The organism is Pseudooceanicola sp. NS-SX9 (assembly GCF_057380705.1).
Genome location: NZ_JBXXRN010000003.1, coordinates 257,133 through 279,950 on the forward strand (window position 1 = coordinate 257,133; position 22,818 = coordinate 279,950).

The following is a 22,818-nucleotide window of genomic DNA, read 5'->3' on the forward strand; positions in this document are numbered from 1 at the left end:
GCCATGCGCGGGGCGGAACCGGATCGGTATTCTCGGGCGTTGGCGGTAAGGAGCGGTGCGGCCAGGTGGGCTGATGCCGGAAAGGCTGCAGGCCCGGGCCCGGATCCCTGGCGGGTTAGCTGCGGATGCCAGCGCCCGCACCGCCGGGGCGGATGCGGCAGGGGCCTGTGGGGCGGTTTGGGGGACCGGATCGCGCGGAGGCCTTTGACCAGATTGTGTTTCGGCCCGGCCCAGATCCCTCGCCGGGGGTCCGGCGTCAGGATGGCTGACGCGGCCGGTTTCCAGAGCATTGCCACGAAGAGGCCGGCGCGATTTCCGGCCCGGGGCGGCTTCGGGGTTTCATCAGGGACTTGTGCCGCCTCTGCGGCAGGGGCCAGCCGTGCCGCAGCGCCCTGCCGCGGGCCGGTGGCGGGATCCGGGACCGCCGGTGCGTCCTGCTCTTGGGCGAATGGGCCCGCAGCCGGGATCCGGGCCATCCCCGTCCGAAGATCGGGCAGGTGCGGGCGGGCCCGGGCGCCCGGTCCGGTGGTGGATCTGCGGCAGGCGGTCCGCCCTGGCGGGGGGAGGGGCAGGCCCTTGCGCCGGTGCCAGAGCGGTGTCCCCCCTGTGTCTGTGTCTGTGTCTGTGTCTGTGTCTGTGTCTGTGCCGTTTCGCTGTGGCGCCGGGGTCGGCCTGGGCGTGTGGCGGCGGGGCGCGCGCGCCCGCCCCTTGGAGCAGGCCCGTTGCGGGGCGGCGGACGCTCAGGCCCTGAGGCCCAGCATCGCCCGCACCAGTCCCGGATCGCCTTGCCGGCCGGCGAAATCGTCGAAGGCATGGGGCGTGGGGTCAATGATGTGGCGGGCGATGAAGGGGGCGCCTTCGGCCGCGCCCTGGGCGGGCGATTTCAGCGCGCATTCCCACTCCAGCACCGCCCATCCCTGGTAGCCCGCATGGGTCAACCGCGAGAAGACCCCGGCGAAATCGACCTGCCCGTCCCCCAGCGAGCGGAACCGCCCGGCCCGGTCCGCCCAGCCGTTGAAGCCCGAATAGACCCCCTGGCGGGCATCGCAGTTCAGTTCGGCATCCTTGACGTGGAAGGCGGTGATGCGGTCCGCATAAAGGTCGATGAAGCCCAGGTAATCCAGCCCCTGCAGCACGAAATGCGACGGATCGTAGTTGATCGTGGCGCGGGCATGGCCGCCCACCGCATCGACGAAACGTTCGAACGAGGCGCCGTCCATCAGGTCCTCTCCGGGGTGCAGTTCGTAGGCGTAATCCACCCCCAGATCCTCGTGGGCGTCCAGGATCGGGCGCCAGCGCCGGGCAAGCTCGGCGAAGGCTTCCCCGATCAGGCCGGCCGGGCGTTGCGGCCAGGGGTAAAGGTAGGGCCAGGCCAGCGCCCCGGAAAAACCCACCTGCACACCAAGGCCCATCCGCCTTGAGGCCTGCGCGGCCTTGATCACCTGGTCGGCCGCCCATTGCGCCTGGGCGGCGGGACGGCCGGCCAGATGCGGCGGCGCGAAGCCGTCGAACTGCGGCGCATAGGCGGGATGCACCGCCACCAGCTGGCCCTGGATATGGGTCGAAAGCTCGGTGATCTCGACCCCCTGTTCGGCACAGATCCCCTTCAGGTCGTCGCAGTAGTCCTGCGATTGCGCCGCCCGGTCCAGGTCGATGAAGCGCGGGTCGCAGGGCAGCTGGATGCCCTTGTAGCCCAGCGATGCAGCCCAGCCCGCGATCCCCGCCAGCGTGTTGAAGGGGGCGGTATCGCCCGCGAACTGCGCCAGAAAGATCGCGGGGCCGCGGATGGCAGAGCGGCTCATGCGGGGACATCCTGCAGCAGCAGGCCCTCGGCCTCTGCAGGGCCCAGCAGGGCGGGGCGGGCGCAGGGGGTGGTGACGGGCTGCGGCTGGCCGGTTTCGCCCGCGCGCAGGATCGCCGTCATGACATCGATCACATGCAGCGCGAAGCTGTCGTTGCAGCGGTGCGGGCGGCCTTCCTGGATCGCGACGGCCATGTCCGCCAGCCCCGCGGTGCGGTAATCGGCGACCCGGCCCCACGGCACGTCGCGGTTCGGCACGCCGAAGGGATGCGGCCAGTCGGGCAGGGGCTGGGGCGTGGTGCCCCGGCTGACCTGCAGCGTGCCGCCGAAGAAGTTCGGATCGGGCACCGCGATCGTGCCGGCCTCGGCCCACAGGGTCATGCCGGGGGGGCTTTCGGTCCAGCAGTCCCAGCTGGTGACCAGGCTGACCACCGCGCCCTGTTCGAATTCCAGCAGGGCGTGAATGGTGGTGGGGGTGGTGACGGGGATCTGCTCTCCGGCGCGGGGGCCGGTGCCGATGGTGCGGGTGGCCGCAGGAATGCGCGTCACCGCCGAGACCCGCGTCACCGCGCCGATCAGCTGCACCATGTTGGCGATGTGATAGGGCCCGAGGTCCAGAACCGGCCCGCCGCCGGGCACGAAGAAGAAGTCGGGATTGGGATGCCAGCCCTCCATGCCATGGCTCAGCACCGTGCACAGCCCCGAGGTGATGCGGCCCACCGCACCGTCCTCGATCATCTTGCGGGCCAGCTGGTGGGTGCCGCCCAGGATGGTGTCGGGGGCCGAGCCGATGCGCAGCCCGCCACGTTCGGCCAGCGCCGCCAGCTGCTGCCCCTCGTGCAGGCTCAGGACATAGGGTTTTTCGGAATAGACATGCTTGCCGGCCTCCAGCGCGCGTTTCGAGACCTCGAAATGGGCGGCGGGGATGGTCAGGTTCAGCACGATGTCGATCTCGGGCGAGGCCAGAAGATCGGCGATCTCAAGTGCCCCGACGCCGTATTCGGCGGCGCGGGCGCGGGCGGCGTCCATGTTCAGGTCACTGACGGCCGCCACCCGGATGCCGCGAAACAGCGGCGCGCGGGTCAGGTACGAGGCCGAGATATTGCCGCAGCCGATGATGCCGATGGCGAATTCGCGTGTCATGGTGTCCTCACTGCAGCGTGGTGCCGAGACGGGCGGCCTGGGCGGCGAACCGGTCGAAATCGGCGGGTTTGTCATGTTCGGCGACCAGCAGCGTGCAGCGGGTCTGCGCCTTCAGCGCCGCCGCGATGGCCGGCCAATCCAGCGTGCCGGTGCCGGGATCGGCCCAGCCGTCCTCGTCCGTCTTTTCGCCCGCGGGGGCGATGTCCTTGAAATGCGCCGCGGTGATGCGGGGGCCGTAGCGGTCGATCCAGTCCAGCGGGTCGCCGCCGCCGCGCACCACCCAGGCAATGTCGGCCTCCCAGTCGATGCCGGGGGCGCCGTCCAGCAGGATCTGCATGGGCACGCCGCCATCGGCCAGGGGCGTGATCTCGAAATCATGGTTGTGCCAGCCGAAGGCCAGACCGTGCGGTGCCAGCGCCTGGCCGATGGCCTGCAGACGCGCGGCCAGTGCCTGCCAACCGGCGGTATCGGCGGGGCGCTTGTCGGCGGTCAGGTAGGGGGCGAAGACGCGGGTCACGCCCAGCGTGGTGCACAGCGCCACGACGCCCGGCAGGTCGTCTTCCAGCATGTCGAGCGCGATATGCGCCGAAGGAATGGCAAGGCCCGCGGCATCGGCTGCGGCACGGGTGGCGGCGGGGTCCTCGAAATTGCCGCCGAAGACCTCGAGCGCGTCAAAGCCCATGGCGCCCAGGCGGGCGATGGTGTCGGACCAGGGGCCGGCGTTGCGGGCCGAGAAGAGCTGGCAGGAAAGATGCATGGATATGTCCTTTGAAATGGGGCGGCCTTACAGGCGCAGCCCGCTGTCGGTGTCGAAAAGCGAAGCGGAAGCCGGGTCGAGGCCGATGGTCAGCCCCTCGCCCGCGCGCACCTGGGTCTTGCCGTCGATGCGGATGCGGATCTCATCCGGGCCAAGGCGCGTCCACAGCAGGGTTTCCGCGCCCATCGGCTCGGCGATCTCGATGGTGACATGGGCCTTGACGGGGCAGGCGAGCGCCGCCTCGCCCACGGCGATATGTTCGGGGCGGATGCCCAGCACGGTGGCGCCGTCGCGCGGCCCCCTGGCAAAGTCGTAGCCGTGCATCCGGGCGGTGACGGCCCCCTGGAAGGTGCTGCCCTCCAGCGTGCCATGCAGGAAGTTCATCGGCGGCGCCCCGATGAAACCTGCGACGTAAAGATTGGCGGGCCGGTTGTAGATCTCCATCGGAGAGGCCAGCTGCTGGATCACGCCGCCCTTCATGATGGCGATGCGGTCCGCCAGCGTCATCGCCTCGATCTGGTCATGGGTGACGTAGATCATGGTCGAGGGCATCCCCGCATGCAGCCGCTTCAGCTCGACCCGCAGTTCGGCGCGCAGCTGCGCATCAAGGTTCGAGAGCGGCTCGTCGAAGAGGAAGACATCGACATCGCGCACCAGCGCCCGGCCGATGGCCACCCGTTGGCGCTGCCCGCCCGACAGCGCGGCAGGCTTGCGGTTCAGCAGCGGCTCCAGGTGCAGCAGTTCGGCGGCATGGGCGACCCGGCGGCGGATCTCGTCGCGGGGCAGGCGGGCGTTCTTCAGCCCGAAGGACAGGTTCTTCTCGACCGTCATCTGGGGATAGAGGGCATAGGACTGGAAGACCATGCCGATGCCGCGCTCGGAGGGTTCGGCCCAGGTGACATTGCGCCCCGAGATGAAGATCTGTCCGCCGGTGGGTTCCAGCAGCCCGGCGATGCAGTTCAGCAGCGTGGACTTGCCGCAGCCCGAGGCGCCCAGCAGCACCAGGAATTCGCCGTCGTGGATATCAAGGTTGAGGTCGCGCAGCACCGACATCGGACCAAAGTCCAGCCGCAGGTCCCGGATCGAGACCGACAGGCCGTCGAGCGCGTCTTGGGTGGCGTCATACATGGGTCATCTCCCGGGGGTTCAGCCCTTCACCGCGCCGGACGCGATCCCGCGGACAAAGAACTTGCCCGAGATCAGGTAGACGGTGAGGGGGACGAGGCCGGTCAGCAGCGTGGCGGCCATGTTCACGTTGTACTCCTTCACGCCGGTGACGGAGTTGACGATATTGTTGAGCTGCACGGTCATCGGGTAGCTCTCGGGTTTGGTGTAGATCACGCCGAACAGGAAATCGTTCCAGATCCCGGTCAGTTGCAGGATCACCGCGACGCAGAAGATCGGCGCCGACATCGGCAGCATCACCCGCAGGAAGATGCCCCAGAAGCCTGCCCCATCGACCCGCGCGGCCTTGAACAGCTCGGGCGGCAGCGCGGCAAAGTAGTTGCGAAACAGCAGCGTGATGATCGGCATCCCGAAGATCGTGTGCACCACCACCAGACCCGCCACATGGCCCATCAGCCCCAGTTCGCGCAGCAGGATCACGATCGGATAGATCATCACCTGATAGGGGATGAAGGCGCCGAACAGCAGGATGGTGAAGAACAGCTCGGCCCCGCGGAAGCGCCAGTTCACCAGCGCATAGCCATTGACCGAGGCCACCGCGATCGACAGCAGCACCGCCGGGACGCTGATGCGGACCGAATTCCAGAACCCCCGGCTGAGGCCGTCGCAGTTCAGCCCCGTGCAGGCCTGCGACCAGGCCTTGACCCAGGGTTCGAAGGTGATCTGGACCGGGGGCGCAAAGATGTTGCCGGCGCGGATCTCGGGCATGCCCTTGAGCGAGGTCATCACCATCACCCAGAGCGGCAGCAGCCAGTAGAGCGAGATCACCAGCAGCGCGCCGTAGATCATGATGCGTTTCGGGGTCAGCACCCGGCGGATGCGGCGCCCTTCGGGGCCGTCCAACAGGCGGGGGCCGGGGGCTGCGCGGGCGGGTTGCGGGGCGCGCTCCAGCTTGGCGGCGGTCAGGTCAGCCACGGCGGCGTCCTCCGTATTCATAGATCGACCAGGGGATCACCAGCACCAGCACCGCCAGCAGCATGATGGTCGAGGCGGCAAAGCCCTGGCCCAGGTTCTGGTTGCCGAACATGTAGTCGTAGACATATTTCGCCGGCATCTCAGAGCTGACGCCCGGCCCCCCCGAGGTCAGCGCGACCACCAGGTCGTAAAGCTTGACGATGCCCGTCGCGACCAGCACCGTGCAGGTCACGAAGACCGGCCGCAGGATCGGCACGATGACGAACAGGTAGGTCTTCCAGGCGGGGATGCCGTCGACGCGGGTGGCTTTCCACAGCTCGCCATCGACGCTGCGCAGCCCCGCCAGCATGATCACCGTGACCAGCCCCGTGCCCTGCCACAGCCCCGCCATCAGCAGCGCCACCAGCACCAGCCGGGGATTGTGCAGCGGGTCGAAGGTGAAGCCCGCGAACCCCAGCGAGCGGACCCAGGCCTGAATGCCGAAATCGGGGTTCAGCACCCATTGCCAGATCAGCCCGGTGACGATGAAGCTGAGCGCATAGGGATAAAGGATGATGGTGCGGAACAGGCTTTCGGCGCGGATCCTCTGGTCCAGCAGCGCGGCGAACAGAAAACCCAGAACCAGGCTGAGAACCAGGGCCGAGACGCCGTAGATCAGGATGTTCTCGACCGACTGGTCCCAGCGGGAATTGCGGAACAGGCGCTGGTACTGGCCGAGGCCCACGAAATCGGCGCGGGGCAGGGCCTTGGATTTGGTAAAGGAATAGACGACGGTCCAGAGCGAGCAGCCGATGAAGATGACCGTGGTGGTGACGATCATCGGCAGCGCGGCCAGCTTGGCCATCGGGTTGCGCAACAGGCGCACCGGGCGGCGGGCCTGCGCCGGTGGGGCAGGGTGTCGTGTCATGCGGGTCTCCCGGGTGGGACGCCGCCTTCGGGCGAAGGCGGCCGTCGGATCACCACTCGTTCATCAGGATGTCGGCAAAGGCGCTCTGGGCGTCCTTCGGGCTCATGTCCGAGGCGAAGAACTCGGTCAGCAGGTCCTGGATCTGGCCGACGCTGTCGGGCGAGATCAGCATGTCGGTCGAGGGGATGGTCTTGCCGGCATCGAGCACCTTCAGACCCTTCTGCATGCAGCTGTTGGCCGCCGACAGGTCGACATCGCTGCGGATCGGCAGGGCGCCCTTCTTCAGGTTGAAGGCCACCTGCGTCGCCGGATCGACGATGACCGAGGCCAGCGCGAACTGCGCCTTGGTGACCTGCGGGTCCTTGTTCAGCGGGAAATAGATCGCATCCCCGGCCGTCGCGATCACCGGATCGCCGCCCAGGCCGATGAAGCAGTCGTAATCCTTGCCCGCGACCTTGCCCGCCAGCGAGAATTCGCCCTGCGCCCAGTCGCCCATCACCTGTGCTGCCGCCTTGCCCTGGATCACCGCATTGGTCGCTAGGTTCCAGTCCTGCACGTTCGAGCCCTTCAGCATGTCGCGCGCCTGCACCAGATCCGCGAAGATCTTGCCCAGTTCGGGGCCTTGCAGCGTGTCCTCGTCCTTGTCGCCAAAGGTCTTCATGTAGAGGTCCTGCCCCCCCAGCCCCGAGACCATGCTTTGGAACAGCGTCAGGTACTGCCAGCCCTGCGCCCCCGAGATCAGCGGCTGGATGCCGGCCTTGCGCAGCGCCGGGGCATCGGCGACCAGGCTGGCCCAGTCGGTGGCGGGGGCGACGCCGGCGGCCTTGAAGGCCGCAACCGAGGTCCACATCCACTGCGGCGAATGGATATCAAGCGGCGCGCAGTAGATCCTGCCCTTGTAGGTGCAGGCATCCAGCAGCGAGGCGGGGCGGATGATGTCCTTCCAGTGCTCGCGCTCGGCGACCTCGGTCAGATCCTGCATCAGGCCTGCCTCGATCAGCTCCTGCGCCTGCTTGCCATGGTTCAGCTGCGTCGCCCCCATCGGATCGCCGCCCAGGATCCGGCTGATGATGACGGGCCGCGCGACGCCGCCCGACCCGGCGATCGCCCCGTCGACCCAGGTGTCACCGGTCTTGGCCTCGAAGGCCTTGGCCAGTTCGGCGACTGCCGCCGCCTCGCCGCCCGATGTCCACCAGTGCGTCACCTCGAGATCCGTTGCCTGCGCCGCCAGGGGCGCAGCCGCAAGGGCAGAGGCCGCGGCCAGCCGCGTCCAGTACATGCGCTTCATGTCTCTCCTCCCGTCGCCTCCGGGTGACCGGAACGACCTCTTTGTCATTTGTTATCGTTTACATGACAGGTCGCGGCTCCTCTCCGCTTCCTGAGTCCTGCTCCTCAACAGGTGTAAACGTTACCAGGGTGCATGGCCGCCGGAGCTGTGTCAACACTCGTGTAAATGTTTACATCATTCCGGCGAATAGCTACCCTTTCCCAGGGAGCGAGGAACCATGGCCACCAGCATCAAGGATATCGCACGCCTGGCGGGCGTTTCGACGGCGACGGTCAGCCGTGCCTTCTCGCAGCCCGAGCGCCTGGCCGAGGGGACCCTGCGCCAGGTCCTCGACGTTGCCGAGCAGCAGGGCTATCAGATCAATTCCTCGGCGCGCAACCTCAGGCGGCAGCGCACGGACGCGATCCAGGCACTGGTGCCGGACCTGGGCAACCCGTTCTTCTCGGTCATCCTGCGGGGCCTGCAGGCGGGGCTGCTGCCCGAGGGTCTGGACCTGCTGGTCACCGACACGGCCGAAGCCATCGCCCAGGCGCAGCCGTTGCTGGCGCATCTGCAGGCGCATCGCGTCGACGGGCTGGTCTGTACCGATGGCTGCCTGCCGCCGGCGGTGCTGCAGGACATGGCGGCGCCCGCGTTGCGACGCCGGATCGTCTTTCTGTGCGAATGGCCCGATGCGGGCGGATTTCCCTCGGTGCGCTCTGACAATGCCGCAGGCGGGCGGTTGGCGGTCGAGCATCTGGCCGAGCTGGGGCACAGGCGCATCGCCTGCCTGGCCGGGCCGCCGCTGCATGTGCTGACCCGGACGCGGCTGGCGGGGATGCAGGATGCACTGATGGCCCGGGGCCTGGTGCTGCCGCCCGAACGGATCCGGTACGGGGCGTTCTCTCCCGGGGCGGGGCGGGCGGCGGCGGACTGGTTCCTGGCGCTGGATCCGCGGCCAAGCGCGGTGGTCTGCATGTCCGACCAGCTGGCCATCGGTCTGATCGCCGGGCTGGGGGCCCGCGGGCTGTCGGTGCCGGGTGACGTTTCGGTCATAGGCTTTGATGACATCACCATTGCGCAATACCTGCTGCCGGCGCTGACCACGATCCGGCAGGACCGGGCGGGGCTGGGGGCGGCTGCGGCCCGGATGCTGGTGGCACGGCTGAACGGCGACACGGTGCCCGATGACGCGGTTGAAACCCTGCCGGTGACGCTCTGCGCCCGCCGGACCACCCGCGCCCTCTGACCGGTTCCCGACAGGCCCCCTCAGGCGCCAAGGCAAGCCCCGGCATCCGTCGGCGGGGGCCGGGTGGTTCAGCTGTTGCCCCTGATCCCTGCGGGGCAGGCTGCCAGCGCGCGGCCAAGGGCCATGAATTGCATGTTGTGCAAGAATATCTTGCAGGCGGTGCGTCTGGCGCAAATGGCCCGTGACGTCCAGCTTGGGGGCATCACAGAAGCCCCCTGACACAGAGGTATTCCATGCAACGCATTCTTATTATCGGCGCATCCCGGGGGATCGGCCATGCCATCGCGGCCGAGGCCGTGTCGCGGGACTGGCATGTCACCGGCACCGTGCGTGCCGCTTCGGGCACGCCGCTGCACGCCTTGCGCGACGACCATCCCGACAGGGTCGGGATCGCCTGTGTCGACATCAACGTTCCGGCCGACATCACCGCCCTGCGGCGGCAGCTGGCCGACCGACGCTTTGACATCCTGCTGGTGAATGCCGGCACCGCGAATGCCGACCCGTCGGAAACCATTGCCGAAACCTCGACCGAGGAATTCGTCCGGGTGATGATCACCAATGCGCTCAGCCCGATGCGCGTGGTCGAGGCGCTGGCGGATCTGGTGACGCCCGCAGGCACGATTGCCGTGATGTCCTCGGGGCAGGGCAGCATCGCCGGGAACCTGCGGGGCGGGCGCGAGGTCTATCGGGGCTCGAAGGCGGCGCTGAATCAGTACATGCGCAGCTACGCGATCCGCACCGGGCAGGCGCGACCGATGCTGCTGATCGCGCCCGGCTGGATCAGGACCGAACTGGGCGGACCGCAGGGACGCTACGGGCTGGAGGAAAGCGCTCCGCAGCTGTTCGCGCTGCTGCTGGCGCAGGCGGGTCGGCCGGGGTTGCGCTTTGAGGATCGCGATGCCCGCACGGTTGCCTGGTGAGGTCTGTGGCCTCCTGCGACGGCTCATGATGTCATGCCGGCTAAGGATCCCGCCGCCCGTCAGGGGCCGGCGGGATCTGGAACAAGGCCGCCGCCGCATCTGCCGGACCGGTTACCGGACCGACAACCATCAGGTCATTCAGTAAGGACCCCGGGGGGCGATCCGGGGCATCAGGATCATGGTTTGTCATCCCGGACAACGCCCATCGGGCCGCCAAGACAAGTCCGTCGTCGTGCAGCGGATCGAACCGGACGATGTCCCGCGCCGGAAAGACCGCCCGCCCTGTGCCATCGGGCGTCGTCTCCTGAAGAATGGCAAGGTTCAGGATCGGCACCTTTGGTGTCAGAAACGTGTCCGGCAAGACCCGGATGCTGACGGCTTTGGTGACGGGGATAGTCCAGCGGCGGGCGACATGGTCCTGTGCGGCCCGGCGGGATCAGTCCGCCCGTCCGGGTCTTCCGGTCCGACGGCTGTTTGCTGCCGCTTGGGGACAGCAGGGCCAAGGGGCCGATCTGCGGCGAAGGGCCAGCGCTGGCGCGCAGACGGCAGAGGCAGGTTGGACCATGGCTGACGGGGGCGCTCTGCCCACCACGGACGGCCGTCGCAGGGGCAATGGCATCCGATAGGTGCCAGCGTATCGCCTGCCCGGAGCGGGACCATCCTGTTAACGGGGGCTGAGGGCGCAGGGATCACGGCCGCTCCGTGAAACCGCCCGATGGCGGTCGGCGGTGTGTCGGTGGCACCGGCCGTGTGATCCGACCCGGGAGAGGCTGGGTGCGGCGGGGCCGGTGCCGGAGGCAGACGGCGGCCCGGCCGCGGCCTCTGGCCATCAGGGCATGGCGACCGGCAATCCGGTCCGGGTCTGGCGCTTTGCCGTCGCGGTATAGACCCGTTATCCGAAGATCGGCGGTAGGGCCGAATTGCAGCCCAAGTCACGCCTCCGGCCGGGTCACTGCCCGCGGAGGTGCTTTGGGCAGCCGACGGGCGGTCACCATCAGGGGCGTGCAGATCGCGACGCCGGGGCCCTTGGTGAACAATCGCCATGCAGGGATGATCTTCGAAGGGCTGTCCGGGTCTGGGGCTGAAAGGGCGCCGGTCATACGGGAAGGCGTGCGGTTCGACACTGACGCATTTGGGTCGAGGGCCACAATATCCAGCCGCTCCGATCCTTCTGGGGCGGCACTGTGCAATCCCCATTTCCGCTTCACCCGGGGCGAGAGGGGCTGCGGCCGAAGCCGGCTGTGGTGGCCGAGATCCTGTCGGCTGGGGACCGGTCCTGCAGGATCATCAGCCTGACAGAAGGGATTTTCGTCGAAACCGGGGGGGCAGGTTCGACAATACGCTCCTCCGCCCAGACAAATCCGGGGGGGGGCGCTGACCGCCTGTCTGGTCTCGGCAAGTCCTGGCGCGAAGATGCGCGCTTGCCGCCGCGCTGCATCCTTTCGGCAGAGCCACTGACGTGGGGATGGCGGGGGCCGCAAGATCGCCCTCGACACCCCCGCTGCCCTGATCGTGCGTACCGTTCAGGCAAGATCGATCTGATGCCCGTTTCGGTATCGAACGGTGAAAATTGCCCTGTCGCGCTGGACTGCGGAACGGGCATTGGCGGGTCAGGCGATCCGTTGGTCCCGTGATGCGTCAGCAGGGTTCCCGCGCCGACCGCTGTCAGCCCGGCTCGGGCATCCCGCCGGTGGGATGCCTGTCATCGCGGCCTCACGCGGGGGCGCAAGGCATCGGACGGCGCCTGACCCGGCCCGAGGTGACCCCGTGGCGCGGCAGGCGCCAGCGCCCGCAGCCGTGCTGGCGGCCGTTTGGGGGGGCGCCGGATGCCCTGGCCGCCAAGGGTCTGGCCGGAACGGTGGGCCTGCCGCCCTGGGGCTCTGCTGGGGGCAATGCGAACGGATCGGCCGGTTTGCATCCCGGGCCCGGCCCCCGCCAGGCCGCTTCCGGCAAGAGGAGATCCGTTGAATGCATTGGCCGGGATTGCCGCGCCCCCTTGCCCGGTGACCGGTGCCTGCGGCGGGCGATCCCATTGACCCTGCCGAAGGCCGGCGTCCGGGTGCTGATGCGGGACCGGCCCGCACAGGGGGCCGAGAATTGGCCGCGTTCGGCGACGGGGTGGCCCTGCAACCCGTGGATGGTGCCGGCGATGCCGCGGCCAAGGCCGCCTGTCTGCTCTGTTCGGCAAGCTGCGCGGGCTGGTCAACAATGCGGCGATGTCGGCGCCCGCGCCCCTTGCCTGGCTCTTGGTCGAGGCGTGGCACCGGCAGATGGACATCAATGTCGGCGGCTGGCGGCCCGGGCGCGGCAACGCCATTGTGACCCCACGAAACCGGCCGCCTTCGCCAAGGTTGCCCCGACCCCGGGCCGCAGCGGCCAGCCGGGTTCGGACGGCTATTCCACGGCCAAGGCGGCGATGCTGATGCCGCCCCGGCAACGGAGCGTGGCATGGGTCCCCGAGGCGACCCGGACCAACAGCATCAGCCCCGGCCTGTTCCACCCCGGCTGACCCAGGGCCTTTGTGCCGATCCGGCCGACCGGGCGCGGCGCGAAGCCATGGCGCCCCTGCGCCGGTTCGGCCGGACCCGCGATCTGGCCGAAGCCGTGGTCTGCCTGGCAAGCCTTCGCACCACCTCTGGGAAAAGGGCCGGGCGGCGGGGCCTTGCAGATGCTGAGGATCCCTGTGCCCGGGGCTGAGGCCCGGCCGCCCCGTGGCGGCCTCAGGCGGCCCCGGCGCCATGGGGCCCCCGAAGCAGCCGCAGAAGATGGTCCAGCCGCCGGTCCAGCTGCGGCAGCGGCAGGGTGCCGTAGCCCAGCACCAGCCCGTTGACGCGTGGCGCGCAATTGTAATGCGGGCTGAGCGACATCAGCGCCAGCCGCTCCTGCCGGGCTCTCTGCGCCAGCCGGGTGTCGCGGATGGCGGGGTCCAGGTGGAAGGGCACCTGCAGTCCGACCGTATTGGGCATGGCCTGCAGGACCCAGGCGAATTCGGTGGCGGTGCGGGCCAGCAGATGGTCGCGGCGCTCGGCGTAGATGCGGCGCATCCGGCGGATATGATGGGCGAAATGGCCCTGCGCGATGAAATCCGCCAGCGCCGCCTGCAGTGGCAGGGCGGTGAACTGGCCAGTGGCGAACATCACCTGGGCGATGCGCTCCAGCAGGGGGGGCGGCAGCACCATGAAGCCGATGCGGATCGCCGGGAACATCGTCTTGGCGAAGGTGCCGACATAGATCGTGCGCCCGCGCGGATCCATCCCCTGGATCGCCGGCACGAAGCACGAGGGGGGGCGGAACTCGTTGTCGAAATCATCCTCGACGATCCAGGCGTCGCGGTCCCGGGCCAGCGCGACCAGCCGGCGGCGCTGTGCCAGCCCCATGATCGTGCTGAGCGGTTGCTGGCACGAGGGGGTGACATAGATCAGGCGCAGGGCCGCATCGTCCTGCGGCAGCTGCCAGCCCCGGATCGTGTCCACCGGCAGCGGCCGGGCCCGGGCACCGGCGGCCAGAAAGCAGGCAAGCGCCCCGGTATAGCCGGGATCCTCCATCAGCACCTGGTCCCCGGGCCGCAGCAGCAGCCGCGCGATCAGGTCCAGCGCCCCCTGAGAGCCATTGGTGATCACCACCTGTTCGGGGCTGCACTGGACGCCCCGGTTGGCCCGGATGTAATCCGAGATCTGCTGGCGCAGCGGCATGTGCCCGGCGAAATGGCCATAGCCGAAATCCGCCTCGGTGCCGTTCGAGAACCGCCGGGCGACCAGTTTCTGAAAGGTCTGGAAGGGGAATTCGCGGATGTCGGGGTGAAAGGCGCGAAAGCCGCCCAGCCCGGCCTGCACATTCGACAGCACCCGGTCCTGGACGATCTGCGCGGCCTGTTCCAGGGGAGCGGGCGGCCAGGGGGCGGGGTCCGGGGGGACCTCGAGATCGGGCACGGGGGGCTCGGGCGTGATCGCCGCCACCACCGAGGCCCGCCCGTGATGCGACAGGATGTAGCCCTCTAGCCCCAGCCGCTCATAGGCCCATGAGACGGTGTTGCGCGACAGCCCAAGGTCCTCGGCCAGCACCCGTGTTGCCGGAAGTGCCGTTCCGCTAGGCAGCGCGCCCGACAGGATCAGCGCCTTCAGCCGGTCGAACAGCTGGGCCCGCAGGGTGCCCGGGGCGCGGCGGTCGGGCGTCAGCGCCTTGCGGGGAAGGGATGAAATCATCGTGATCGGGCTCCGGCGGGGGCGGGGATGGCAAGTGGCCCCCCAAGTCTCTGGGCAAGTGGCTCTTTGGTGATGGAGAGGGCTTCGCTAGCGTTTCGGAAAGGGGTCGCAGCAGCGATCCGCAGCCCAAGTTCCAAAACGCTTACAGACGCGCCAAGCCCATGGCGCGAAAGGATGTTTATTATGCAGGACCTGAACAAACCGACCCTGACACAGGACCTTTCCGAACGCGATCGCACCAGCGTGCTGCACCCCTATACCAATGCCCGCAAGCACCAGCAAAGCGGCCCGATGATCATCGACCGCGGCGAGGGGGTCTATGTCTTTGACACGGATGGCACACGCTATCTTGAAGCGATGTCGGGGCTGTGGTCGGTGGGCCTGGGCTTTTCCGAACCGCGCCTGGCGGAAGTCGCCTATCAGCAGATGCTGAAGCTGCCCTTCATGCACACCTTCGGCCACCGCAGCCACCAGCCCGCCATCGAACTGGCGGAAACCCTGCTGGAGATCGCCCCGGCGCCGTTTTCCAAGGTGTTCTTCACCAACTCGGGCTCCGAGGCCAACGACACGGCGCTGAAGCTGCTGTGGTACCGTTCCAACGCGATGGGCAAGCCGCAGAAGAAAAAGATCATCTCGCGGGCGCGGGCCTATCACGGGATCACCATTGCCGCGGCCTCGTTGACGGGGCTGCCGATCAATCACGAAAGCTTTGACCTGATCGTGCCCGACATGATCCGCGTCAGCTGCCCGCACCATTACCGCGGCGCCCTGCCCGGCGAGAGCGAGGCCGATTTCGCCATCCGCCTGGCCGACGAGATCGAGCAGGCCATCCTGGCCGAGGGGCCCGATACCGTCTGCGCCATGATCGCCGAGCCGGTGATGGGCGCAGGTGGCGTGATCGTGCCGCCGGCCGATTACTGGGCCCGGGTGCAGGCGGTGCTGCGCAAGTACGACGTGATGCTGATCGCCGACGAGGTGATCAACGGCTTTGGCCGCACCGGCCACATGTTCGCCTGCCAGACCTATGACATCCAGCCCGACATCCTGGTGCTGTCGAAACAGCTGTCGTCCTCGTACCAGCCGATTTCGGCCCTGCTGATCAACGAGGCGGTCTATGAACCCATCGCCGATGAAAGCGCGCGGATCGGGGCGCTTGGCCATGGCTATACCGCCGGCGGCCACCCCGTCTGCGCCGCCGTCGCGCTGGAGAACATCCGCCTGATCCGCGAACGCGGCCTGGTCGATCATGCGGCCGAGATGGGCCAGCGCCTGATCGCGGGGCTGCAGGGCCTGTCCGGGCACCCGCTGGTGGGCGAGGTCCGCGGCGTGGGCCTGCTGGCCGCGGTCGAGCTGGTCACCGACAAGGCCAGCCGCCGGGCGCTGGAAAAACCCGGTCAGCTGGGCATGATCTCGGCCGCGCGGCTGCAGGATCAGGGCATCATCTCGCGCAATGTGGGCGATGCCCAGGCCTTCTGCCCGCCGCTGATCATCTCTCCCTCCGAGGTCGACGAGATCCTCTCGGGTCTGGCGAAGGCGCTTGACGCCACGCTGGCCGAGACCTCGGCGCTGGCAGCCTGAGCCCGCGCCACCCCGTCCCCCGGGGCCCTTCATCAGGACATAACAGTACCGACAGGATCCTTCCCATGCGCCTTCTTCCCTCTTTCCGACGACGTCCCGGCCTGCTGGTGCCGGGCGCCCTTGCCCTGCTGCTGCCGCTGGCCGCCCAGGCCGATCCGCTGACCGTGGTCGGCTGGGGCGGCACCGGCCAGGACGCTCAGGCCGAGCTGTATTTCAAGCCCTTCGCCGAACAGACCGGCGATGACGTCCAGCAGGACAGCTGGGGCGGCGGCTATGGCATCCTGAAATCCAAGGTCGATTCCGGCAACGTCAACTGGGATGTCATCCAGGTCGAGGCCGACGAAGAGGAACTGGGCTGCTTCGACGGCATCTACGTGCCCCTCGACTGGGACAAGATCGGCGGCCGCGACAACTTCCTGCCCGGCACCGCGACCGATTGCGGCGCGGGCGTGATCACCTGGTCCTTCGCGCTGGCCTATGACGCCGACAAGACCAAGACCGTGCCCACCGACTGGTCCGCCTTCTGGGACACCAAGACCTGGCCCGGCAAGCGGGGCCTGCGCAAATCCGCCAAGGGCACGCTGGAAATCGCGCTGCTGGCGGACGGGGTGAAGCCTGCCGACCTTTATACCGTCCTCGCCACCCCCGAGGGGCAGGACCGCGCCTTTGCCAAGCTCGACCAGATCAAGGACGATCTGGTGTGGTGGAATTCCGGCGCCCAGGTGCTGCAGCTTCTGGCCTCGGGCGAGGTGGCGCTGACCTCGGCCTATGACGGTTCGCTGCGCAAATATGCCCAGGCCGAACACCGCAACTTCGAGGTGACGTTCAACCAGGCGCTTTATGCCTCGGACTTCTGGGTGATCCTGAAAGGCACCAAGTCGCCCGAAGAGGCGCAAAAGCTGGTGGCCTTCATGTCTGATCCCGACCGCATGTCGAAGCTGCCCGCGCTGCTGCCCTATGGCGTGCCCAACACCAAGGCCATGGCCGAGGTTCCGGCCGATCAGCAGGCCAAGCTGCTGACCTCGGACAAGAACATCGGCAATGCGATCCCGATCGACACCAACTTCTGGATCGACAATGGCGAAGAGCTGAACCGCCGCTTCAACGCCTGGCTGAACCAGTGACCCTCCGGCCCGGACCCCGCGCGGTCCGGGCCCTTTCCAATTCCAAGGTTCCCGCATGAGCAAGCCCCCCTTCATCCGCTGCGATCAGGTCTCGAAATCCTATGGCGCCACCCGCGTGATCGAGAAACTGTCCCTCGACATCATGGCCGGCGAATTCGTGTCGCTGCTGGGGCCTTCGGGATCCGGCAAGACGACGCTGCTGACCATGATCGCGGGTTTCGAACCCCCGAGTGCGGGCGAGATCTGGCTGGATGGCTACCGCATCGACGACCAGCCCTCGTACAAGCGCAACATGGGGGTGGTGTTCCAGAACTACGCCCTATTCCCGCACATGAGCGTGGCGCAGAACGTGGGCTTTCCGCTGAAGATGCGCCGGATCGGGCGCAGCGACCGCGATGCGCGCATCGCCCGCGCCCTCGACATGGTGGAACTGTCGGCCCATGCGGGCAAATACCCCGGGCAATTGTCGGGCGGCCAGCAGCAGCGCGTGGCACTGGCCCGCGCGCTGGTCTTCGAACCCCGCGTGGTGCTGATGGACGAACCGCTCGGCGCGCTCGACAAGCGGCTGCGCGAACAGATGCAGCTGGACATCCGCACCCTGCACCGCAAGCTGGGGCTGACGGTGGTCTTCGTCACCCATGACCAGTCCGAGGCGCTGACCATGTCCGACCGCATCGCCGTCTTCAACCAGGGCCAGATCGCGCAGATCGACACCCCGGAGGCGATCTATGACCGCCCCGCCAGCCGCTTTGTCGCCGAATTCATCGGCGAGACCAACATCCTGGACGGTACGGTCAGCGACCAGGGCGCGGCGGGCAGCGTGATGCGCACCGCCGATGGCCAGCAGTTCCAGCTGGCCCAGCGGCTGGAAACCGGCACGCGCGCGGCGATCTGCCTGCGGCCCGAACGGCTGCGGCTGGGTGCGGGGCCCAATGCCGTCACCCGCCGCATCCGCGACCGGGTCTACATGGGCGATCACCTGCGGATCGAATTCGACGACGGGCTGATCCTGCGCGCCGGCCGCGAGGACGATCACCTGCGCGAGGGCCAGGGCGTCACCGCCCATTTCGCCCCCGAAGACGCCTGGGTGGTCCGGGCATGAGCGAGGGTTTGCAGACCGGCACGCCCGCCCTGGACACCGCGCGCCGGGGGCCGCGGGCGGGCCTGCGGCGCGTGGCCGTCGATCCGCGCCGGGTTCGGGCGGGGCTTTTGCTGCTGCCGCTGGTGATCTTCCTGGGGCTGTTCTTCGTCTGGCCGCTGGTCAGTACCTTCACCAGGGCGGTCTCGGATCCCGAGGTGGCGCTGGCCTTCCCGCAGCTGCACCATGCGCTGAAGGACTGGGACGGCACGGCGCCGACCCGGGCGATGAACGACGCGCTGGTGGCGGATCTGCGCCACAGCCCGCGCGACGCGATCGGCGATGCGACGCGGCGGCTGAATGCCCAGGCCTCGGGGTTCCGGTCGCTGATGGCGAAGGCCGCGCGCAGTGCCGCCGCAGGCCAGGGGCCGGTCGATCTGGCCCGGCTCGATCCCCGCTGGGCCGATCCCGCGCCCTGGCAGGCGATCCGCACGGCCATGCCGCCCTATACAGACCGCTTCCTGCTGGCGGCGCTGGATCGCCAGCGCGGCGCAGATGGCGCCATCACGCATATGCCCGCAGACCAGTCGATCCACCTGCCGACGCTGCTGCGCACCTTCTGGGTTTCGGCGCTGGTGACGGGGCTTTGCGTGCTGATCGGGCTGCCCTATGCGATGCTGACGCTGGCCGCGCGCGGACCCTGGCGGGTGGTACTGCTGGGCTGCGTGCTGATCCCGATGTGGACCTCGATCCTGGTGCGCTGCGTGGCCTGGTACATCGTGCTGCAGACCAACGGCCCGGTGAATGAGGTGCTGCAATGGCTGGGGGCGATCCGCGAGGCGCTGCCGCTGCTGTTCAGCCGCCTGGCGGTGGTCGTCGCGATGACCGACGTGATGCTGCCGTTCATGGTGCTGTCGATCTTCTCGGTGCTGGTGGCGATGCCACGCAACCTGCTGCCCGCCGCCGCCTCGCTGGGGGCGCGGCCCTGGCAGGGCTTCTGGTACGTGCTGCTGCCGCAGGCGCTGCCGGGGATCGCGGCCGGTTCGATCCTGGTGTTCCTGTCGTCGCTGGGCTTTTACATCCTGCCGGCGCTGCTGGGCGGCGCGAAGGACCAGTTCATCTCGTCGCTGGTGGCCTTCTACGCGATCAACGCCGCCAACTGGCCGATGGCGGCGGCCCTGGGGCTGATCCTGCTGGTCTCGACGCTGCTGCTGCATCTTCTCTATCAGCGCCTGTCCGCCGGGCGCCAGAACCGCGAGGCCCGCTGATGAAGCCCGTCCAGATCCTTTTCGGCCTTTGCGCCGTGCTGTTCCTGCTGGGGCCGCAACTGGTGATCCTGCCGCTGGCCTTCAACAGCAGCACCTTCCTGACCTACCCGATGCAGGGGCTGTCGCTGCAGTGGTTCGCGCAGCTGGTCGAGGATCCGGCCTGGCGGCGGGCCATCGTGAACTCGGTGCTGATCGGGGCCGGGGCGGCGGGGCTGGCGACGCTGCTGGGCACGCTGGCGGCCCTTGGGCTCAGGACCCGGCTGGGGGCGGTGGGCGTGCTGTCGCGCAGCCTTTTCCTGCTGCCGATGGCGGTGCCGACGGTCGTGATGGGGGTGGGGATGCAGCTGGTCTATGCGCGGCTTGGCCTGTCCAGCACCTATGCCGGCGTGATCTTTGGCCATGCGGTGATCGCGGTACCCTTCGCGCTGCTGTCGGTCAGCGGGGCGCTCGCAGGCATCGACCGCTCGGTCGAGCTGGCGGCCGGATCGCTGGGCGCACGGCCCTGGCAAAGCTTCCTGCTGGTGACGCTGCCGATGGCCGCGCCCGGCATCGCCACGGGCTTTGTCTTCGGCTTTGCGACCTCGCTGGACGAGGTGGTGCTGACGCTGTTCCTGGCCGGGCCCACCCAGCGGACTATCGCGCGCGAGATGTTCATCCAGCTGCGCGACAACCTGACCCCGACCATCGCCGCCGCCGCCTGTGCGCTGATCATCGCGACGCTGCTGATCGGGCTGCTGGGGCTGTGGCTGCGCGCGCGTCGGCGGCGGCTGCACCTGTGAGGGCCCCGGCGGCGGCCTTGTCCGGGCCGCCGCCGGGGCGCCAGGTTCAGCCCGGCAGGTCCACGACATCCCAGCCGCGCACGATGACGGCGGCCCGCTCCGGGCGCGCCGATTGCAGCGTGCCCAGGATCACCCGCCGGTTCAGAAAGTCCCATGGCCCCTCGGGGGCGGTGACATGGATGCGCGAGCGCGCATAGCGCGGCCGGTCGCCCGGATCGTCGATCAGCACGCGGTTGCGCAGGCTCAGGACCGTGCCGTCCTGCAGCCGCACTTCGTAGACCGCGTCCAGCTCCTTCACGCCGTCCGAGCGCAGCTGCTGGCGATCCGCGCCGCCCGCCAGCACCGTGCCGCGCAGCGTCGGATGGTCGGGCCCGCCGCGGATCTCTCCGCCCAGGATCGGGACGATGCCGCGTGGCCCCAGCGGGCCGGTGCCCAGGTCCTCCCTTTCGGCGATGTCGACCACCAGTTCGAACAGCAGCCGCAGGTCCATCCGCGGCAGCGGCGTCTTCTCCAATATGTCCAAGTCAGGTCCTCCTCTTTGTGAAACAGGGGTCAGGGGCAGGGAAACTGCCGCGCCAGTGTCGCTGCCAGCCGCCGCGTGGCCGATCCCGCCTGCTCTGGCCGCCAGTAATAGCCCATCGGGTCCAGGGGGCGGGTCAGCGGCGTGTCCAGGGCCGTCATCTCTCCGGCTTCGATCCAGGACTGCACGATGCTGACCGGCAGGAGCGACAGCAGCTCGCCGCTGCGCAGCATCGGCCACAGCACCAGCGGCGAGCGCGTGACGATCTGGACCTCGCGCGGGTCGGGCCAGCCGGCGGCGCGGGCGAAGGCATCGAAATGGTGCCGCGCGATGGTGGTGACATGATTGGCCAGCCAGGTCGCGTCGGCCAGGGCCCGGGCATCGGGCGGGGGACCGGCGGCCATCGGATGATCGCGGCCGCAGACCACCATCAGCGCATCCTGCAGGCAGGTGACGAATTCCCATCCCTCGGGCACCACCTCGCGCCAGCGGCACAGCACCATGTCGAAGGCGTCCCCGGCGAAGGCCGCATCGATGCCCTGGCCATCGACGCTGCCGACCTGGACCTGGATGTCGGGATGACCGGCGCCGAAGCCCGGCAGGACGCGCGGCAGGATGCTGGTCTGCGCGCCCCCCGTCGCCGCCAGCCGCACCAGCCCGCCGTCGCGCCGGTTGTGCGAGGCGATCAGCTCGGCTCCGTCTTCGGCGGCGGTGATGATCCGGCGGGCCACCGGCAGCAGGTCACGCGCCGCCGCCGTCGGGGTCACGCCGCGGGAATGGCGCAGGAACAGCGTCGTCTCCAGCATCTGCTCCAGTTCGGCCACCAGCTGGGTCATCGCCGGCTGCGAGATCGACAACCGCTGCGCGGCGCGGCTCATCGAGCGCAGGTCGTCCAGCGCGATCAGCGCCTGCATGTGGCGCATCCGGCCGCGTGTCGTCAACCGGTTCAGAAGCGAGAGGGAGTCGGTCGCCAAGGTATAACCGATGCTTATCCATGTGGGGAATTTATTATTTTTCAATAATACCGGATCGGCACTAGTCTGCAAGTGGATCGAAGCTCTGGGAGGAAGTTTCATGGTCTCCGATATCTCTGCTGCGCCGAGCCGGCGTGGCCTGCTTGTCTCCGGGCTGGCGCTGGCGGGGCTTGCCGCTGCAGGTCCCGCGCTGGCGGCGGCTTCCTGGCCGCGCGGGCCGGTGCGGTTCTACGTTCCCGCCAGCCCAGGCGGCGGGACCGATGCGGTGGTCCGCCTGTTCGCCGAGCCGATGCAGAAGGCGCGCCGGGCGCCCTTCGTGGCGGTCAATGCCCCTGGCGCGGGCGGTGCCGTGGCGGCCGAACAGGTGCGAACCGCCGCACCCGACGGGCAGACCCTGCTGTTTTATCACAACAATCTTCTGACGGCCTACCGGACGGGCGCCTATGCCCATGATCCGCTGACCGAATTCACCCTGGTGGCCGACATGCCGGTCGGGGGCAGCTATGCTGTCGCGGTGGCCGCCGACAGCCCCTGCCACAGCATGGCGGACCTGGTGGCGGCGGCGAAGGCGCGGCCCGATGCGGTGTCGATGGGCGTGCAGATCCGCGGCTCGTCGCATTTCATGGGCGGACTGCTGGCCCAGGACAGCGGGGCGCAGTTTCGCTTTGTCGAGGCCGGCAGCGATGCCGACAAGCTGGTGCAGCTGCAGGGCCACCAGATCGATGCGGCGATGATCAACACCGCGGGCACGCTGCAATATGTGGCAGCCGGACGGCTGCGGATGCTGGCCACGATCTCGGGCACGCCTGATCGCGATCCTGCCGCCCCAGACGTGCCCTCGCTGGTCGAGCTTGGCTATGCCGATGCGCTTTACGGGTTCGATTTCATGGTGCTGGGGCCGAAGGGCATGGCCGCTGACACGGTGGCGGCGATCCGGCAGACGCTGGACGGGGCGCTGGCGGATCCGGCCGTGTCTGCGCGCCTGGCGGCGATGGGCATGCCCATGCGGCTGGAGGCGCCTGCGGCCGGGGCCGCCCGGCTGGCGGCGCTTGATGCCCGCATCCAGGCCACCGCCCAGACGCTGGGCCTGGGCTGAGCCCGCCACAGGATTTTCCTTCGGGGGCGTCCGGGACGGACCCGGCCCCCGGCCT

Annotated in this window: 18 protein-coding genes; 8 read left to right on the plus strand and 10 right to left on the minus strand. The window is 68.7% G+C overall.

Annotated elements, in window-relative coordinates; translation table 11 throughout:
• Positions 1 to 740: 740 nt before the first annotated feature.
• The 7 genes from AC2ITM_RS19765 to AC2ITM_RS19795 are packed head-to-tail and all read right to left on the minus strand — an operon-like array spanning position 741 to position 7,996.
• Positions 741 to 1,802 (minus strand): sugar phosphate isomerase/epimerase family protein, encoded by a 1,062-nt coding sequence (locus tag AC2ITM_RS19765; RefSeq protein ID WP_486469868.1) that lies wholly within the window; start codon positions 1,800 to 1,802, stop codon positions 741 to 743.
• Positions 1,799 to 2,944 carry a Gfo/Idh/MocA family protein gene (locus tag AC2ITM_RS19770; protein ID WP_486469869.1) on the minus strand — a complete coding sequence of 382 codons (1,146 nt, stop codon included), beginning with the start codon at positions 2,942 to 2,944 and terminating at the stop codon, positions 1,799 to 1,801. The genes AC2ITM_RS19765 and AC2ITM_RS19770 overlap by 4 nt, the downstream gene beginning before the upstream one ends.
• 7 nt (positions 2,945 to 2,951) lie before the next feature.
• A complete protein-coding gene (locus AC2ITM_RS19775) occupies positions 2,952 to 3,701 on the minus strand; it encodes a sugar phosphate isomerase/epimerase family protein (RefSeq protein WP_486469870.1) in 750 nt (249 codons plus the stop codon).
• Positions 3,702 to 3,728: 27 nt separating this feature from the next.
• Entirely contained in the window at positions 3,729 to 4,829 is a 1,101-nt protein-coding gene (locus AC2ITM_RS19780) for an ABC transporter ATP-binding protein (RefSeq protein ID WP_486469871.1), read from the minus strand.
• Between the two features lie 18 nt (positions 4,830 to 4,847).
• Positions 4,848 to 5,822: a carbohydrate ABC transporter permease gene (locus AC2ITM_RS19785; protein ID WP_486469872.1), complete on the minus strand. Its 975-nt coding sequence runs from the start codon at positions 5,820 to 5,822 to the stop codon at positions 4,848 to 4,850.
• Positions 5,794 to 6,708 (minus strand): carbohydrate ABC transporter permease, encoded by a 915-nt coding sequence (locus AC2ITM_RS19790; protein WP_486469873.1) that lies wholly within the window; start codon positions 6,706 to 6,708, stop codon positions 5,794 to 5,796. The genes AC2ITM_RS19785 and AC2ITM_RS19790 overlap by 29 nt, the downstream gene beginning before the upstream one ends.
• 49 nt (positions 6,709 to 6,757) lie before the next feature.
• The gene (locus tag AC2ITM_RS19795; RefSeq protein ID WP_486469874.1) at positions 6,758 to 7,996 is read right to left on the minus strand and encodes an ABC transporter substrate-binding protein; all 1,239 of its coding nucleotides are present in this window, start codon (positions 7,994 to 7,996) and stop codon (positions 6,758 to 6,760) included.
• Between the two features lie 217 nt (positions 7,997 to 8,213).
• Here AC2ITM_RS19795 and AC2ITM_RS19800 point away from each other — a divergent pair, with 217 nt between their 5' ends.
• Both AC2ITM_RS19800 and AC2ITM_RS19805 read left to right on the plus strand, forming a co-directional pair.
• Positions 8,214 to 9,224 (plus strand): LacI family DNA-binding transcriptional regulator, encoded by a 1,011-nt coding sequence (locus AC2ITM_RS19800; RefSeq protein WP_486469875.1) that lies wholly within the window; start codon positions 8,214 to 8,216, stop codon positions 9,222 to 9,224.
• A 233-nt stretch (positions 9,225 to 9,457) separates the two neighbouring features.
• Positions 9,458 to 10,144, plus strand: coding sequence for an SDR family oxidoreductase (locus tag AC2ITM_RS19805; protein WP_486469876.1), 687 nt, complete (start codon positions 9,458 to 9,460; stop codon positions 10,142 to 10,144).
• Positions 10,145 to 12,864: 2,720 nt separating this feature from the next.
• Here the strand turns inward: AC2ITM_RS19805 and pdxR are convergent.
• The gene (gene pdxR / locus AC2ITM_RS19810) at positions 12,865 to 14,346 is read right to left on the minus strand and encodes a MocR-like pyridoxine biosynthesis transcription factor PdxR (RefSeq protein ID WP_486469877.1); all 1,482 of its coding nucleotides are present in this window, start codon (positions 14,344 to 14,346) and stop codon (positions 12,865 to 12,867) included.
• 183 nt (positions 14,347 to 14,529) lie between these two features.
• Between pdxR and AC2ITM_RS19815 the strand changes: the two genes are divergently transcribed.
• The 5 genes from AC2ITM_RS19815 (at position 14,530) to AC2ITM_RS19835 (ending at position 20,173) form a co-directional block, all read left to right on the plus strand.
• Positions 14,530 to 15,924 carry an aspartate aminotransferase family protein gene (locus AC2ITM_RS19815; RefSeq protein ID WP_486469878.1) on the plus strand — a complete coding sequence of 465 codons (1,395 nt, stop codon included), beginning with the start codon at positions 14,530 to 14,532 and terminating at the stop codon, positions 15,922 to 15,924.
• A 65-nt stretch (positions 15,925 to 15,989) separates the two neighbouring features.
• The gene (locus tag AC2ITM_RS19820) at positions 15,990 to 17,048 is read left to right on the plus strand and encodes an ABC transporter substrate-binding protein (RefSeq protein ID WP_486469879.1); all 1,059 of its coding nucleotides are present in this window, start codon (positions 15,990 to 15,992) and stop codon (positions 17,046 to 17,048) included.
• Between the two features lie 55 nt (positions 17,049 to 17,103).
• Complete coding sequence (locus AC2ITM_RS19825; protein WP_486469880.1) at positions 17,104 to 18,150, plus strand: ABC transporter ATP-binding protein; 1,047 nt, start codon at positions 17,104 to 17,106, stop codon at positions 18,148 to 18,150.
• The gene (locus tag AC2ITM_RS19830; protein ID WP_486469881.1) at positions 18,147 to 19,394 is read left to right on the plus strand and encodes an ABC transporter permease; all 1,248 of its coding nucleotides are present in this window, start codon (positions 18,147 to 18,149) and stop codon (positions 19,392 to 19,394) included. The genes AC2ITM_RS19825 and AC2ITM_RS19830 overlap by 4 nt, the downstream gene beginning before the upstream one ends.
• Positions 19,391 to 20,173: an ABC transporter permease gene (locus tag AC2ITM_RS19835; protein ID WP_486470047.1), complete on the plus strand. Its 783-nt coding sequence runs from the start codon at positions 19,391 to 19,393 to the stop codon at positions 20,171 to 20,173. The genes AC2ITM_RS19830 and AC2ITM_RS19835 overlap by 4 nt, the downstream gene beginning before the upstream one ends.
• Before the next feature lie 46 nt (positions 20,174 to 20,219).
• On the opposite strand, the gene AC2ITM_RS19840 is transcribed toward AC2ITM_RS19835, so the two are convergent.
• The gene (locus AC2ITM_RS19840) at positions 20,220 to 20,696 is read right to left on the minus strand and encodes a DUF3237 domain-containing protein (RefSeq protein WP_486469882.1); all 477 of its coding nucleotides are present in this window, start codon (positions 20,694 to 20,696) and stop codon (positions 20,220 to 20,222) included.
• Between the two features lie 29 nt (positions 20,697 to 20,725).
• Positions 20,726 to 21,667 carry a LysR family transcriptional regulator gene (locus AC2ITM_RS19845; protein WP_486469883.1) on the minus strand — a complete coding sequence of 314 codons (942 nt, stop codon included), beginning with the start codon at positions 21,665 to 21,667 and terminating at the stop codon, positions 20,726 to 20,728.
• Positions 21,668 to 21,767: 100 nt separating this feature from the next.
• Between AC2ITM_RS19845 and AC2ITM_RS19850 the strand changes: the two genes are divergently transcribed.
• Positions 21,768 to 22,763 carry a tripartite tricarboxylate transporter substrate binding protein gene (locus AC2ITM_RS19850; protein WP_486469884.1) on the plus strand — a complete coding sequence of 332 codons (996 nt, stop codon included), beginning with the start codon at positions 21,768 to 21,770 and terminating at the stop codon, positions 22,761 to 22,763.
• Positions 22,764 to 22,818: the final 55 nt, after the last annotated feature.

Coding starts and splice junctions, on each gene's coding strand:
- AC2ITM_RS19765 (WP_486469868.1), bottom strand. CDS start 1,802: ATGAGCCGCTCTGCCATCCGCGGCCCCGCGATCTTTCTGGCGCAGTTC.
- AC2ITM_RS19770 (WP_486469869.1), bottom strand. CDS start 2,944: ATGACACGCGAATTCGCCATCGGCATCATCGGCTGCGGCAATATCTCG.
- AC2ITM_RS19825 (WP_486469880.1), top strand. CDS start 17,104: ATGAGCAAGCCCCCCTTCATCCGCTGCGATCAGGTCTCGAAATCCTAT.
- AC2ITM_RS19795 (WP_486469874.1), bottom strand. CDS start 7,996: ATGAAGCGCATGTACTGGACGCGGCTGGCCGCGGCCTCTGCCCTTGCG.
- AC2ITM_RS19785 (WP_486469872.1), bottom strand. CDS start 5,822: ATGAATACGGAGGACGCCGCCGTGGCTGACCTGACCGCCGCCAAGCTG.
- AC2ITM_RS19775 (WP_486469870.1), bottom strand. CDS start 3,701: ATGCATCTTTCCTGCCAGCTCTTCTCGGCCCGCAACGCCGGCCCCTGG.
- AC2ITM_RS19800 (WP_486469875.1), top strand. CDS start 8,214: ATGGCCACCAGCATCAAGGATATCGCACGCCTGGCGGGCGTTTCGACG.
- AC2ITM_RS19815 (WP_486469878.1), top strand. CDS start 14,530: ATGCAGGACCTGAACAAACCGACCCTGACACAGGACCTTTCCGAACGC.
- AC2ITM_RS19820 (WP_486469879.1), top strand. CDS start 15,990: ATGCGCCTTCTTCCCTCTTTCCGACGACGTCCCGGCCTGCTGGTGCCG.
- AC2ITM_RS19790 (WP_486469873.1), bottom strand. CDS start 6,708: ATGACACGACACCCTGCCCCACCGGCGCAGGCCCGCCGCCCGGTGCGC.
- AC2ITM_RS19805 (WP_486469876.1), top strand. CDS start 9,458: ATGCAACGCATTCTTATTATCGGCGCATCCCGGGGGATCGGCCATGCC.
- AC2ITM_RS19830 (WP_486469881.1), top strand. CDS start 18,147: ATGAGCGAGGGTTTGCAGACCGGCACGCCCGCCCTGGACACCGCGCGC.
- AC2ITM_RS19850 (WP_486469884.1), top strand. CDS start 21,768: ATGGTCTCCGATATCTCTGCTGCGCCGAGCCGGCGTGGCCTGCTTGTC.
- pdxR (WP_486469877.1), bottom strand. CDS start 14,346: ATGATTTCATCCCTTCCCCGCAAGGCGCTGACGCCCGACCGCCGCGCC.
- AC2ITM_RS19780 (WP_486469871.1), bottom strand. CDS start 4,829: ATGTATGACGCCACCCAAGACGCGCTCGACGGCCTGTCGGTCTCGATC.